This window comes from Maricaulis sp. W15 (genome assembly GCF_001924955.1).
GTDB classification, from domain to species: Bacteria; Pseudomonadota; Alphaproteobacteria; order Caulobacterales; family Maricaulaceae; genus Maricaulis; species Maricaulis maris.
The window spans coordinates 86,801-100,167 of the sequence record NZ_LQXG01000022.1; the positions used below are offsets into that span (position 1 = coordinate 86,801).

Genomic DNA, 13,367 nt, shown 5'->3' on the forward strand with positions numbered 1-13,367 from the left:
GGTTTGTTAACCAAAAAATCCGCTCAAGGATCATTCTCCCCGTTGACCAGCGCCCCGCCTTTGATCCACTATATGTTGGGTCGGCTGGCGACAGCGACACACTATACAGATTTTCTAACGACCTTTGGGTTTGTTCGGTGCGCAGCATTGGGGCTGGCGCAACAGGGATTTTTTGCCTCGGGCTTGGGGAGTAAACTTACCATGACGCCACTCGATACCGCCGCGACACAGACCGTGGAATCGACCCGCCAGACGGTTTCGACAACCCGTCGGGGCAAGCCCAAATCGCATGGTGGCGATGCCTCGCATCTGCGCGTGGTTGAAAGCGTCCGGATCGATCCGTCGCGTGATGCCTTCCTGACCGAGTTCGGCAAGAAGACGCTGGAAGACCGCTATCTCCTGCCGGGCGAGAGCTATCAGGACATGTTTGCCCGTGTTGCCACGGCCTATGCCGATGACACCGAGCATGCCCAGCGTCTCTATGACTATATCTCGCGCCTGTGGTTCATGCCGGCGACGCCGGTCCTGTCCAATGGTGGCGCCGATCGCGGCCTGCCGATCTCCTGCTTCCTCAATTCCGTCGGCGACAGCCTCGATGATATTGTCGGCACCTGGACCGAGAATGTCTGGCTGGCCTCCAATGGCGGCGGTATCGGCACCTATTGGGGTGATGTCCGTTCGATCGGCGAGAAGATCGGCGAAATCGGCCAGACCTCCGGCATCATTCCTTTCATCCGCGTGATGGACAGCCTGACCCTTGCGATCTCGCAAGGCTCGCTGCGTCGCGGATCGGCCGCCGTCTATCTCGACATCCACCACCCGGAAATCGAGGAATTCCTCGAAATCCGCAAACCGTCCGGCGATTTCAACCGCAAATCCCTGAACCTGCATCACGGCCTCAACATCTCCGATGCCTTCATGGAAGCCGTGCGGGATGATGCCGAATTCGAGCTGAAATCGCCGAAATCGGGCGAAGTCGTGAAGACGGTCAATGCCCGCAAGCTGTGGCAGAAGATCATCGAGCTGCGCCTGCAGACCGGCGAGCCCTACATCATCTATTCCGACACGGTGAACCGCGCCCTGCCGGCCCACCAGCGCAAGCTGGGTCTCAAGGTGCGCCAGTCCAACCTGTGCGCCGAGATCATGCTGCCGACCGGTTTCGACCAGAACGGCAAGGAGCGCACGGCTGTTTGCTGCCTGTCCTCGCTCAATGCGGCGAAGTATCTGGAGTGGAAGGACGAGCCCGATTTCATCGAGGACATCTACCGCTTCCTCGACAATGTGCTGCAAGACTTCATCGACCGCGCGCCGGCCGAGATGGACCGCGCCGTCTATTCCGCCATCCAGGAGCGCTCGGTCGGGCTTGGCCTGATGGGCATGCACACCTTCCTGCAGCAGATGAATGCGCCGTTTGAGAGCGCCATGGCCAAATCGTGGAACCTCAAGCTGTTCAAGCACATCCGCACGGCGGCTGACGCCGCCTCGGTGAAGCTGGCGGAAGAGCGCGGCGCCTGCCCCGATGCCGAAGCGTCCGGCGTGAAAGCCCGCTTCTCGCACAAGCTGGCGATCGCCCCGACGGCCTCGATCTCGATCATCTGCGGTGGCGTTTCGGCCGGCATCGAGCCGATCCCGGCCAATGTCTATACCCACAAGACCCTGTCCGGTTCGACCACGGTCAAGAACCCGCAACTGGAAGCGGCGCTGGACGCCAAGGGCATGAACACGCCGGGTATCTGGGCGTCCATTCTCGAGCACGAAGGCTCGGTCCAGCATCTCGACTGCCTCGACGAGCACGAGAAGGCGCTGTTCCGCACCGCCTTCGAGATCGACCAGCGCTGGGTGATCGAGCATGCCGCCGACCGCACGCCCTATATCTGCCAGTCGCAATCGCTGAACATTTTCCTGCCCGGCGACGTCAACAAGTGGGACCTCCACATGTTGCATTGGTCGGCCTGGGAGAAGGGCGTGAAGTCGCTTTATTATTGCCGCTCGAAGTCGATCCAGCGGGCCGCCTATGCCGGCTCCGAAAAGAAGGCCGACGCCGAAGTCTCCATGGCCGAGGCAGCCCCGACCGATTACGAGGAATGCCTCGCCTGCCAATAGGCGGGACACACAGATCGCCGGTCCGACCGAGGGGGTAGGACCGGCCGAAAAAGGGCACGGCAAGGTGCCCTTTTTTGTGTCCGGTTCGCACCGCTGCCGCGTTGCAACATTCCTTTCATTGGACCGGCCGGAGTGTCGGCGTTAACCTTTTCTCCCGTCAGGTGAATCAGCATGCATCGCGTGCTTTGATTTGCTTTTGTCGCGCTTGGGGGAGATGCGTGATGGGTACGACACGTGCCGCAGAAGTACTGACGGCCGGGCTGATTGCGCTCGGTGGCGTTAGCTGGGTGCTGACGCAGCCGGGTGACGCGGCGTCGGGCTGGGCATCCTCATCGCAAATGATCCAGCAACAGATGATGGCCGAGGGCGATGTCCGCCCCTTGTCGCCGGATGCGGCGCGGGTGGCCCTGTCGGCGCTGTCCCTCAGCAATGACCCGATTGGTGGCAATGCCCTGGCCGGTCTGACGCCGGTGGGTGGCAACCGGATTGATCTCGGCGAAGCCGGTGTGATCGAGGTGGCCGTGCTGGAGGATGTCCGCACCGACAGCGCCCATCAGCTCTTTTCGGCCCGCAATGACGGCTATTCTCCGGTGGTCCTGTCACGCGGCGAGCGCGCGCCGACCATTGCCGTCGCCTATGAGCGCGCTTTCGAAACCACTGGCTCCGGTCAGGAGCTTGATGTCAGCTTTACCCCGCGTGCCGCGGTCAGTGTCGGTCCGGACGGTTCCGCCACCAGCGCCGGCGCTGAAGTCCGCGTCGGCCAATACCTGCGCCAGGACAATCTGGCTGAAAGCCCCGCCTGGTATGTCTTCGCCGGGGCCGACCGACGCGCCCTGATGTATGATCCCGGTGCCGGGATCGACTTCCAGAACGCCATGTATTTCACCCAGCGCGAAGTCATCGGCGACGCCCAGGCCGGGATCGCCGTGCGCATGGGCAAGGCGGATCTGTCGCTGGCTTATGTGCGCCGCGAATACCGCCATGTTGCCGGTGTCCGCTCCTTCGATGAGACTGAGGAATTCGGCGCTGTCACGGTGAACTGGCGCTGGTAGGACGCGGTCAGGTTTTGACCGGGGCCGGCCTGAATGTCAGGCTCTGAGTCTGGCAAATCTGCACCATGATCGGGGGCTTCATGACACGTATCCAGACACTGGCGGGCGCTTGCGTTTTTGCCCTCACGGGCGCCGCCTGCCAGGCACAGCCGTCCGGCGACGAGCCTGTATCCGCCATCATTGGAGCGACCCTGATTGACGGGACGGGCGCGGCGGCCATCGAAAATGGTGTGATCCTGGTCGAGGGCGACCGGATCGGCTGTATCGGGACAGCGCAGGACTGTCCGCTGCCTGCGGGCGCTGTGAGCATTGATCTGACCGGCCATTACATCACGCCCGGACTCGTCGATGCCCATGTCCATTTCGCTCAGACCGGATGGCTGGACGGCCGCCCGGATGCCTTCGAGGTGCGGGATGTCTATGCCTATTCCGACGTGGTCGCCGAGCTCCGGTCCAATCCGGACCGTTGGCACCGCGCCTGGCTGTGTTCGGGGATTACGGCTGTCTTCGACGTGGGCGGCGCTGACTGGACGGTGACCGGCGAGCAATCCGTCGACACGGCGCGTTCGGACCGCGCTCACGTCCGGGCGGCGGGTCCCCTGATCACCCATGCCGGGCGCAATCAGGCCTTCATGACCGGGGGTGCTGCCGACCAGCCGCTCTTCCTCGACATGCAGAGCATCGAGGATGTGGAGGCGGATGTCGCCCGCCTTGTTGAGATTGGCGCTGATGCGGTCAAGGTCTGGTATTTGGCGCCGCGCGAGCAAGATCGCGAGCGCCTCGACGCCGTCCTGATGGCGACCGGCGCGGCGGCGCGCGAGGCCGGACTGCCGATGATCGTGCACGCTACCTCGCTGCGCGAAGCCAAGATGGCGCTGCGGGCCGGTGCCTTCATGCTGGTCCACAGCGTGTCGGACCAGCCGGTCGATGCGGAATTCCTCGACCTTCTGACCGAGAGTGACGCGGTTTATGCGCCGACACTGGTTGTCGGCAATAACTGGACGCGAGCATTGGCCAGCGTGGTGTTCGAAGCGGCGGCACCAGTCGATGATCCCAATGGCTGTGTCGATGACGCCCTGCTCGATCGCATCAACCATCCCGAACGCATGACGCCGGGCCTGCCTGGCCGGCTCAATGCCAATTGGGCCTATCCGGCGCTGGAGCGGGGTGGTGCCGAGATGGTGATCATGCAGGACAATCTCATGGCCGTGCACGCCGCCGGCGGCCGGATCGCCACCGCCACCGATAGCGGAAATCCGCTGACCGTGCATGGCGCCTCCATCCTGTGGGAGATGGAAGCGATGCAGGCGGCCGGTCTCGATCCGGAAGCGATCATCACCCTGTCGACCCGAAACGGGGCGCAAGCGATGGACGGGGCCGATGAGTTCGGCACGCTGCAGGCCGGGCTGATGGCCGACCTGGTCGTCCTGGCCGAGGATCCGCGCGCGGATATCGCCCATTATCGCAGCCTGACCCATGTCATGCGGGCCGGAGTGCTGCACAGCCAGGCAGAGTTGCGGGTCCGACCGGCGGAATAAGTCTCACCGACAGAAATCGTGATGTGCCCAAGTCTGCCCCCCGCTTCAAGAATCGGGCAGTTTCCACAGTCGCGGTCAGCCAAGCCTGATCAAGCTGTAGACGTTTTGGAAACCAAGAACACAATATGTTGTGTTCATCGCATTGATTCGGGCGCGCGCCATCCAGGTCGCTGACGCCAAGCAGGAGAGCTGACATCATGACCACCGCCACCGAGAATTTGCCGGGCCTCCTGACCACCTCGCATTCCTACAAGCCGTTTCGCTATCCCTGGGCCTATGACTTCTGGAAGAAGCAGCAGCAGGTCCACTGGATGCCGGAAGAAGTGCCGCTGGGCGAGGACTGCAAGGATTGGGCGACCAAGCTCAATGATGGCGAGCGCAATCTGCTGACCCAGATCTTCCGCTTCTTCACCCAGTCCGATGTCGAGGTGAATGACAATTACATGGAGCGTTACAGCCGCGTCTTCCGCCCGACCGAGGTGAAGATGATGCTGGCCTCCTTCTCCAACATGGAGACGATCCACATCGCCGCCTACGCGCTCCTGCTGGAGACGATCGGCATGCCGGACAGTGAATTCTCGGCCTTCATGGAATACCAGGCCATGGCCGACAAGCATGACTACATGCAGCGTTTCGGGGTCGAGAACGAAGCCGACATCCTGCGCACCGTGGCCATGTTCGGTGCCTTCACCGAAGGCCTGCAGCTGTTCGCCTCCTTCGCCATGCTGATGAATTTCCCGCGCTTCAACAAGATGAAGGGGATGGGCCAGATCGTGACCTGGTCGATCCGCGATGAGAGCCTGCACTGCGAAGGCATGATCAAGCTCTTCCACGCCTTCGCCGAGGAGACCGGCGCCCTGACCCAGGAGGTCAAGGACGACATCACCGAGTGCTGCCGCACCGTGGTCGGCCTGGAGGACAAATTCATCGATCTGGCCTTCGAGGCCGGTGAGGTCGAAGGCATGACGCCGGACGATATCAAGAACTATATCCGCTATATCGCCGACTGGCGCCTCGGCCAGCTCGGCCTGCCCAAAATCTACGGCGTCAAGGAACACCCGCTGCCCTGGCTGTCGGAAATCCTCAACGGCGTCGAGCACGCCAACTTCTTCGAAGCCAGAGCCACCGAATACTCCAAAGGCGCCACCAAGGGCGACTGGCACGGCGATGAAGGCGTGTGGGGCATGTTCGACAAGATGAAGGTGGAGAAGACGGAAGAGCCGGCGGAGTAATTCGTCGCCAGCCGGACCGTATCAGAGGGCCCTCGGCAGATGCCGGGGGCTTTTTGTTTCTGGCGCCCCAGCGCACAAACATCCTTAAACCTCACGCGAGCCAGCGGGCCGTATCCGGGTCTTCAGGTCAAGGGCGGCGCAGCCGCCGCTTCGCGGTTTCACCCTTGAGCTGAAGACCCGGATACGGCTGTCTCTCGGCAAGTGGTTTAGGGCGGGGAATGCGCCGCGCGCGCCTCCACCACCACTCCAAACTCGCGTCATCCCACGGTGAGCGCACAGCGCTCATCCGGGGGACCTCAGCTCGCCTGCTGACGAGTGGTTGAGGTCCCCCGGATCGCGGCGATGCCGCGACCGTGGGATGACGGGGAGGGAGGCAAGCATGGTCTTGGGGGCCCCTACTCCGCCTCCAGCCGATCCAGGATCGGGCAATCGGGGCGGTCATTGCCTTGGCAGGCGTTCACCAGATGGGCGAGTTCGTCGCGCAGGGCGGCGAGCTGGCGTTGTTTTTCCTCGATCTCGGCCAGATGGGCGGCGGCCAGGGCGCGGACATCGGCGCTCGAGCGGTCGCGGTCTTCATAGAGCGCGAGCAAGTCCCGGCACTCCGGGATCGAGAAGCCGAAATCGCGGGCGCGGCGGACGAAGACCAGCTTGGCCAGCGCGGCGCTGTCATAGTCACGGTAATTGCTGTCGGTCCGCGCCGGTGGCCGGACCAGGCCGATATCGGCATAATAGCGGACGGTCTTGACCGGCAATCCGGCCCGCCGGGCGGCCTCGCTGATCTGCATCAATTCCTCCTTGACCTTCCAGTTACTGGAAGCATTAGCGTCCCGCACGGTTGCTGACAAAGGAGTATGACATGTCCGCCCCCGCATCTTCCCTGACGCGCCCCGCCTTCTGGTCCGACACCAGCCATTGGCGCACGGCGTCACAGAATACGGCCTGGTGTCTATTGGGCTGTTCGATCGGCGATTTCGGCACGATCGCCGTCTTTCAGGTCTTCGATTTCGGCTGGCCGATGCTGGCGGTCATGAGCCTGGCCATCGTCAACGGGCTTTTGACCTCGATCGCCCTGGAGACAATCATCCTGTCACGGCAGATGGCGCTGGCCACGGCCTTCAAGACGGCCATCGGCATGTCCTTCATCTCGATGATCGCCATGGAAGCGGTGATGAATGGCGTTGATGTCTGGCTGACCGGCGGTGCGATGCTGACCTGGTGGGTCATTCCAATCATGCTGCTGGCCGGTTTCCTGGCACCCTTGCCCTATAATTACTGGCGCCTCGCCGCCCTGAACAAGGCGTGCCATTGACGCTCTGAGGGCGCGCGACAGTCCGTGCCGCCCTATCCCGGCTCAGCAGTCTGGCTGGCCCGCCACTGGCTTGGGGTCTGGCCGGTGACCGCCTTGAAAGCGGTATAGAAGGTCGATCGGGCGTTGAAGCCGACATCCAGTGCGATGGTCAGGACGGTCGCATCGCCCGCGAGAACCCTTGGCAGTGACGCCTCGATCCGCCAACGATTGACGTAGTCGAAGAAGGTGGTGTCGAGGTTCTGGTTGAGAACCTGGGAGACCAGATTGGCAGGCACAGCAATGGCCTTGGCCAGTTTCGGCAGCGACAGATTGGGGTCGAGATAGAGCGCGTCGCTCGCCATGACGGCTTCGATGCGCGCGGCGATACGGGCGGCGTGATCCGGTTCGAGAGCAGACTTGCGGTATTTGGCCGATCTGTCTTCAGCCCGCGCCTCACCATCCGGCGCGGCGACATTCGTGCCCCCGTTGAGCGGCTCGATCATCGCCAGGCCCGGGTATTGCGACAGGCCACGCGCGGCCAGCATTGCCGTCAACAGCATGACCAGCAGGCTGCCGACAACCGGCGGAAGCGACAGGCTGGCGACCAGATTGTCACAGACAAGCACCGCCATGACCGCCAGCCAGACGCCGACGATCGCGACAATCATGCCGCGAAGCCAGGCCAGTTCGCGGCGCTCGGTATTGGAGAAATGGTCGCGCAGGGCGCGTCTGTAGGCGTTCAGGCGCGACAGGATGCGGTGGACATAGACGCCTGACACCAGATTCCAGGCCAGCACCAGGATGAAGACGCACAGGACAGCGGCCGCGGCGTGGGTCCCGCCCGGCAGTTCTCCGGTCTCCAGGATGAACTCGACGCTTCCCGCGGGCAGCGTCCAGATCAGCCCGGCACAGGCCAGGGCCAGTCCCGGCCCGGCCCAATGCCAGATCGAAAGCGGTTGAGGCGCGTCCGGGCCCAGCCGCGTCAGGGCCGTCACATAGCCCCAGAACAGCGGCGGCAGCGCGTAGAGTGCGACCAGCAGAAGACCGGCCATCAGCGCTTGGCCGCCCGGCAGGATCGCCGCCACGACCGGGCCGGAGGCGAGGATGGCGAGCATGGTGAAAAGCCCGGCCAGCCAACGTCGCGGCAGCGCTGCGGCCGGGCTGCTCACCACAACAAGAATGCAGAGCAGGGCCTGTCCGCTTGCCGCCGAAGCCAGGGCAATTGGCAGGAGGTCGAGAGGGGCGGATGGGCTCATTCGGGCAATGCGCCTTGCTGGAGTTTGCCTGTCCGGACCGGCTGGCCCGGACATGTCCGGTGTCCGCGCCTGCAGGGCGAGGCGCGGGAATATTCGCAAACAGACATGTTGCGAGCCTCGCTCTCTGACACAGGCCAAATCAGGAATCCAGCATGACGCCCGAATTGCTCACACTCTTTCATGTCCTCACCGGCACGCTCTGTGTCGCCGCTGGCGGAGCGGCTTTCCTGGCCCCCAAGGGCAAGTCCATCCACCGGGCTGCCGGATCGCTCTTCCTGGTCTCGATGCTGGCAACGGCCCTGTCGGGCGCGGTGATTGGCCTTCTGGAACCCGACCGCCTGTTGATCACCGCCTTCGCCGGTCTGCTGGCCGCCTATCTCGTTCTGACCGGATGGCGCACGGCGCGCTGGCGGACCCATCGACCTGGCGCTTTCGAGTGGACGGCCCTGGCCGCCATCCTCGTCGGACTGGCCGGATTGGCGACGCTGGCCGTTCTGGCTCTGCAGACAGAGACCGGTCGCCTGCTCGGTTTTGCCGCCGAGGACTATCTGATGCTGGCCATGATGACGGCGATGGGCGCGGTCGCCGATTTGACCCTGCTGGTCCGCGGCCCCGTCTCCCCGCGTCACCGCATCGCCCGCCATCTCTGGCGCATGGGCCTGGCCTATTTCATCGCGGTCGGATCCTTCTTCACCGGACCAGGTGCCCGCATCTTCCCCGAGGCGTTGCGAGAGAGCGGATTGCTGTCCCTGCCCGAGGGGCTGACGGCCTTGCTGATCCTCGGCTTCCTCGCCCGGACCCTGTTCAAGCGGTCACGCCGTCATCCGGGAGCTGCGTCATGATCAGCACCATCAGCAGCCTGCCGCTTGTCGGACAGCTCCATTTCCTGGTCGGTGTGATCTGCCTCCTCGCCGGTGGCACGCCCTTTCTTGTCCGCAAGGGCGGTCTGACACATCGCTTGGCCGGGCGGGTGTTTGTGGTCTCCATGCTGCTGCTTTGTGCCAGCGGCCTGTATATGAGCCTGTCGCGCTCAATCCTTTTCACCGCCTTCCTCGCCCTCTTGGCCGGGCATGCCGTGACAACTGGCTGGATGGCCGCCGCCCGGATCACCGGGTGGGCCGAGCGGGCCGCCGCCGGCCTGATCTCCCTCGTCGCCATCGTGGCGGTCGGCTCTGGCCTGGTGGTCGCCAACCTGCCCTCGGGCACATTGAACGACTTGCCACCCGTGGCTTTCTACAGCCTTGGCGGCGTGGGGTTCTGGATTGCCGGCATTGATGTCCTGGCCCTGCGGCGCGGACCTGCGAATGACCGTCAGCGCCTGACCCGGCATATCTGGCGCATGGGCTTTGCCCTCTTCATCGCCAGCTTCATCTTCTTTTTCGGCAATAATTCCGTACTGCCGCCCGTCCTGCGCACGCCGCTGGCATTGTCGGCTCCAGTGCTGACGGTTATCGGCCTGACACTGTTTGCGAGTTTGCGCATGCGCCTCGGCCGCCGCCCTGCGTTTCCATCCGGGATGAAAACGCAGGGACGAGGAGAGGCGGGCGGCTAGATCACAGCCTCACCCGCCGGTTCGCGCATATTATAGCTCGACGCCATGACCCGCCCATAAGCCCCGCCATTGGCGATCAGGATGACATCGCCTTCCTCGGTTTCCGGCATCAGGCGCTGGGCGCCCAATCGGTCGGCGGTTTCGCAGATCGGGCCGACAATGTCGGCGACGTAAGCGGCCGCTTCGTCGAGGCGTGTGAGGTTCACGATCTCGTGGCGGGCACCGTAGAGGGCCGGGCGGATGAGGGAGTTCATGCCGGTATTGATGCCGACAAAGCGCGCATCCGGCGTCTGTTTGAGCTGGGTCACGCGGGCCAGCAGCACGCCAGACTCGGCCGAGATATAGCGGCCCGGCTCGATCCAGAGCTGGTATTTCGGATGCGCCGTCTTGAGGTCGGTGAGGACCTGGTCGAGCGCGTCCATGTCGATCCGGCGGACACCGGAGGCTTCATCGACCGAGAGACCGCCGCCGAGATCGAGAATCTCGACATCGGGCATGTCACGGGCGGTCTCCACCAGGAAGAGGCCGACACGGCGCCAGTGATCGGGATCGGAAATGCCCGAGCCGGAATGCACGTGCAGACCGTTGATGATGGCACCGGCCTTGGAGGCCAGCGTCTTGGCCTCGGCCAACTCGTCGGCATGCAGGCCGAATTTGGCTTCCGGCCCGGCCGTGCGGACATGTTTGTGATGGCCTTCCGGGCGTTGCGGATTGATCCGCAGCGTGATCTTGCGGCCGTTGAAAATCTCCGGCCAGACCCGCAGCGGGTGCAGTCCGTCAAGGGTGAGATGGATACCCATTTCCAACGCCTCGGCGTATTCCGCTTTCGGCGCGAAATTGGGCGTAAACAGAATGCGGTCGACGGGCAGGTCGGGCACCGCCTTGCGGGCGGCCTGGACTTCGTTGATCGAGACGCATTCCACGCCCAGCCCGGCCGCAACCGCGGTCCGGATCATGTCGGGATGGCCATTGGCCTTCATCGCATACCAGCCGCGATCGAGGCCTTTCAGGCCGGCAACCGCCGAGGCGCGGGTTTTCACGGTCTCGAGGTCATAGACATAGAGCGCGCCATCGATCGGGCAGAGATCGAGCAGGGCCTGCCGCTTGGCCCGCCACCAGGTGCCGGTTCCGGCGGGAGCGGTGTCGGTCAGGTTCTCGCCGATCTCACGCCAGGACGGGCCGAAGGTCTTGTCCATCGGCTTGGGCTGGATCAGCTGGTCATGCAGGCGGCGACAGAGCGGCTTGCCCTGATCGCCATCGACAACAACGGTGAGATTGAGATCGTTGGCCGCCTGCGAGACGAGGCGTACCGGATAATGGGCGAAGGCCTCCATGGCCGGGCCGAACTGGGCCAGCAGGGCGCGCACGCCGCGACCGACGAGGCTGACGGCGGCGCAATTCTCGATGATCTCGACGCGGGCGATTTCGGCGAGGTCGTCCTCCAGCGCGCCGAGCACATCCGGGGTCAGGCCCGGATCATCATCCAGCGAGACGGTGACGGAGGTTTCCGAGGTCGACACCAGGTCGATCGAGACGCCATGGCGGGCGAAGGGCTCGAAGGCGCGCGAGAGAAAGCCGGACGCGCGCCACATGCCGTCGGTTTCCAGCGTGATCAGGCGCACGCCCTGCTTGACCGATACCGCTTTCAGGCGCGGCGCGTCCTCGGACGGATTGACCGAGATCGTGGTGCCGGACATGTCCGGGCGGTGGGTGCACAAGACCTGCATCTCGATCCCGGCCTTGCGGACCGGTGAGATGGCGCGCGGATGCAACACGCCGGCGCCCATCGAGGCCAGTTCCTGGGCTTCGGCATAAGCGAGGGAACGTATCTGGCGCGCGGCGCCGGTCAGGCGCGGATCGGCCGAGAAGAAGCCGGGCACATCAGTCCAGATCTCGATCCGCTCGGCGCCCAGCTTGGCCGCGAAATAACTGGCCGAGGTGTCCGATCCGCCGCGGCCCAAAAGCGCCGTGTCGCCATCCTCGCGCCGGGCGATGAAGCCTTGCGTGATGATGACCGGTGGCAGGTCGGCACACAGGCGTGACAGGGTTTCGTCCCGGTCATGCTGGCAGTCGACGGCGAGATAACCGCGCGCACCGGAGGCCGCCAGGGCAGCAAGATGGTCGCGGGCATCGAGCCAGATCGAGTCCGCGCCCTCCTTTGCCAGCCAGGCCTGGCCAAGCCGGGTCGCCATCAGCTCGCCCTGCGCCATGATGCGCGCCTTGAGGCGCGGTGAGGCGTCGCCCGTCAGGGCGAGGCCGGCGCGCAGCCGGGTGAGCGCGTCGAAATGCTCTGCCAGCAGGGCCTCGCCATTGACGCCGAGTTCGGCGGCGAGCTCCAGGTGGCGCGCCTTGATCGCGGCCAGCTCGTCCTCGCCCTCACCGTCGACCGCCTTGGCGACCAGCGTGTCGAGCAGGTTGGAGATGGTGGCGATGGCGGAATGGACGACGAAGACGCGTTTGCCGTCCGCCCTCACCGCTTCGATCCGTTTGGAAATCACACGCCAATCGGCCAGCGATTTAACGCTGGTGCCGCCAAATTTCAGGACGACCCAATTTTGCGCATGTTCCATGTTGAACTCTCCGTATCGCGGCCCTTGCCGGGCAACCGGCGTGCATATCCGTTCAGGCGTCGATAGCCAACGTCTGAATGTGGCTGGATACGAGTTTTGACAGTCTGGCCGGCGGCGATGGGCAGTTCAGTACTGGCCGATCTGCATCGCCGTGCGCACCAGCTGGGTCGAGGAAGTGACGCCGAGCTTGTGCATGATGTTTTCGCGATGCTTGCGGACGGTCGCTGTGGTGATGCCCAGCCGTTCGCTGATGAGTTCGACGCTGCGTCCGCGAGCGATCTCCCGCACGACATCGCGTTCACGGTCCGTCAGCAGGCCGGCTTTGAGCAAGGCCTCATTTGCCTCATCCGTATTCGGGGGCTCCGGCGGACGCGGACTGGCCAAGGTCTGCTTGATGGCCGCAAGCAGGGCGGTGCGGCCGTTTTCCTTGTGATGAAAGCCATCCGCGATGCCGGCGAGCTGTCGCCGTTCGCGCGAATCGAGCGGCGACCCGGTCAGGATCAGGAAGCGTGTCCGGCTGTTCTTGGCCCGGGCCTGCGCAATCACATCGACCCCGGTCATGTCGGGCAGGGAGAAGTCGACCAGGGCTATATCAGGTTGGCGTTGCTCGATCAGATCAAGCCCGCTGCGGCCATCGGCTGCTTCACCATCGAGCGTCAAATGATCACTCATTTCGACCACGGTGGCGATCGCGTCGCGGACCAGGGCATGGTCGTCGATAACCACAAGGCTGATGGGCGACGTGTCGGCAATTGTCGATTGATCGCTTGGCATAT

11 protein-coding genes are annotated in these 13,367 nt (G+C 64.0%); 7 read left to right on the forward strand and 4 right to left on the reverse strand.

What is annotated here, in order from left to right:
- Positions 1-201: 201 nt before the first annotated feature.
- The 4 genes from AWH62_RS16245 to AWH62_RS16260 all read left to right on the forward strand — a co-directional run bounded on the left by AWH62_RS16245 (position 202) and on the right by AWH62_RS16260 (position 5,925).
- Positions 202-2,103 carry a ribonucleoside-diphosphate reductase subunit alpha gene (locus AWH62_RS16245; RefSeq protein WP_075191538.1) on the forward strand — a complete coding sequence of 634 codons (1,902 nt, stop codon included), beginning with the start codon at positions 202-204 and terminating at the stop codon, positions 2,101-2,103.
- A gap of 221 nt (positions 2,104-2,324) precedes the next feature.
- Positions 2,325-3,155 (forward strand): lipid A-modifier LpxR family protein, encoded by an 831-nt coding sequence (locus AWH62_RS16250; RefSeq protein WP_075191539.1) that lies wholly within the window; start codon positions 2,325-2,327, stop codon positions 3,153-3,155.
- 80 nt (positions 3,156-3,235) lie between these two features.
- Complete coding sequence (locus tag AWH62_RS16255; protein ID WP_158025654.1) at positions 3,236-4,693, forward strand: amidohydrolase family protein; 1,458 nt, start codon at positions 3,236-3,238, stop codon at positions 4,691-4,693.
- Between the two features lie 197 nt (positions 4,694-4,890).
- Positions 4,891-5,925, forward strand: coding sequence for a ribonucleotide-diphosphate reductase subunit beta (locus tag AWH62_RS16260; RefSeq protein WP_075191541.1), 1,035 nt, complete (start codon positions 4,891-4,893; stop codon positions 5,923-5,925).
- A gap of 395 nt (positions 5,926-6,320) precedes the next feature.
- Here AWH62_RS16260 and cueR read toward each other — a convergent pair whose 3' ends face one another.
- Positions 6,321-6,710: a Cu(I)-responsive transcriptional regulator gene (cueR, locus tag AWH62_RS16265; RefSeq protein WP_075191542.1), complete on the reverse strand. Its 390-nt coding sequence runs from the start codon at positions 6,708-6,710 to the stop codon at positions 6,321-6,323.
- Positions 6,711-6,781: 71 nt separating this feature from the next.
- Here cueR and AWH62_RS16270 point away from each other — a divergent pair, with 71 nt between their 5' ends.
- The gene (locus tag AWH62_RS16270; protein WP_075191607.1) at positions 6,782-7,234 is read left to right on the forward strand and encodes a DUF4396 domain-containing protein; all 453 of its coding nucleotides are present in this window, start codon (positions 6,782-6,784) and stop codon (positions 7,232-7,234) included.
- Between the two features lie 32 nt (positions 7,235-7,266).
- On the opposite strand, the gene AWH62_RS16275 is transcribed toward AWH62_RS16270, so the two are convergent.
- Complete coding sequence (locus AWH62_RS16275) at positions 7,267-8,469, reverse strand: helix-turn-helix transcriptional regulator (RefSeq protein ID WP_075191543.1); 1,203 nt, start codon at positions 8,467-8,469, stop codon at positions 7,267-7,269.
- A 152-nt stretch (positions 8,470-8,621) separates the two neighbouring features.
- On the opposite strand from AWH62_RS16275, the gene AWH62_RS16280 reads away from it, so the two are divergent.
- Together AWH62_RS16280 and AWH62_RS16285 are read left to right on the forward strand one after the other, a co-directional pair.
- Positions 8,622-9,311: a DUF2306 domain-containing protein gene (locus AWH62_RS16280; protein WP_075191544.1), complete on the forward strand. Its 690-nt coding sequence runs from the start codon at positions 8,622-8,624 to the stop codon at positions 9,309-9,311.
- Positions 9,308-10,021 (forward strand): hypothetical protein, encoded by a 714-nt coding sequence (locus tag AWH62_RS16285; protein WP_075191545.1) that lies wholly within the window; start codon positions 9,308-9,310, stop codon positions 10,019-10,021. The genes AWH62_RS16280 and AWH62_RS16285 overlap by 4 nt, the downstream gene beginning before the upstream one ends.
- Here AWH62_RS16285 and AWH62_RS16290 read toward each other — a convergent pair.
- Both AWH62_RS16290 and AWH62_RS16925 read right to left on the reverse strand, forming a co-directional pair.
- Positions 10,018-12,591, reverse strand: coding sequence for a bifunctional aspartate kinase/diaminopimelate decarboxylase (locus AWH62_RS16290; RefSeq protein ID WP_075191546.1), 2,574 nt, complete (start codon positions 12,589-12,591; stop codon positions 10,018-10,020). The genes AWH62_RS16285 and AWH62_RS16290 overlap by 4 nt on opposite strands.
- Positions 12,592-12,717: 126 nt before the next feature.
- Entirely contained in the window at positions 12,718-13,365 is a 648-nt protein-coding gene (locus AWH62_RS16925; RefSeq protein ID WP_075191547.1) for a response regulator transcription factor, read from the reverse strand.
- Between the last annotated feature and the right edge of the window lie 2 nt (positions 13,366-13,367).

Bases quoted from the DNA above. Each gene is read 5' to 3' on its own strand.
- AWH62_RS16245 (WP_075191538.1), top strand. From the start codon at position 202: ATGACGCCACTCGATACCGCCGCGACACAGACCGTGGAATCGACCCGC.
- AWH62_RS16250 (WP_075191539.1), top strand. From the start codon at position 2,325: ATGGGTACGACACGTGCCGCAGAAGTACTGACGGCCGGGCTGATTGCG.
- AWH62_RS16255 (WP_158025654.1), top strand. From the start codon at position 3,236: ATGACACGTATCCAGACACTGGCGGGCGCTTGCGTTTTTGCCCTCACG.
- AWH62_RS16260 (WP_075191541.1), top strand. From the start codon at position 4,891: ATGACCACCGCCACCGAGAATTTGCCGGGCCTCCTGACCACCTCGCAT.
- cueR (WP_075191542.1), bottom strand. From the start codon at position 6,710: ATGCAGATCAGCGAGGCCGCCCGGCGGGCCGGATTGCCGGTCAAGACC.
- AWH62_RS16270 (WP_075191607.1), top strand. From the start codon at position 6,782: ATGTCCGCCCCCGCATCTTCCCTGACGCGCCCCGCCTTCTGGTCCGAC.
- AWH62_RS16275 (WP_075191543.1), bottom strand. From the start codon at position 8,469: ATGAGCCCATCCGCCCCTCTCGACCTCCTGCCAATTGCCCTGGCTTCG.
- AWH62_RS16280 (WP_075191544.1), top strand. From the start codon at position 8,622: ATGACGCCCGAATTGCTCACACTCTTTCATGTCCTCACCGGCACGCTC.
- AWH62_RS16285 (WP_075191545.1), top strand. From the start codon at position 9,308: ATGATCAGCACCATCAGCAGCCTGCCGCTTGTCGGACAGCTCCATTTC.
- AWH62_RS16290 (WP_075191546.1), bottom strand. From the start codon at position 12,591: ATGGAACATGCGCAAAATTGGGTCGTCCTGAAATTTGGCGGCACCAGC.
- AWH62_RS16925 (WP_075191547.1), bottom strand. From the start codon at position 13,365: ATGCCAAGCGATCAATCGACAATTGCCGACACGTCGCCCATCAGCCTT.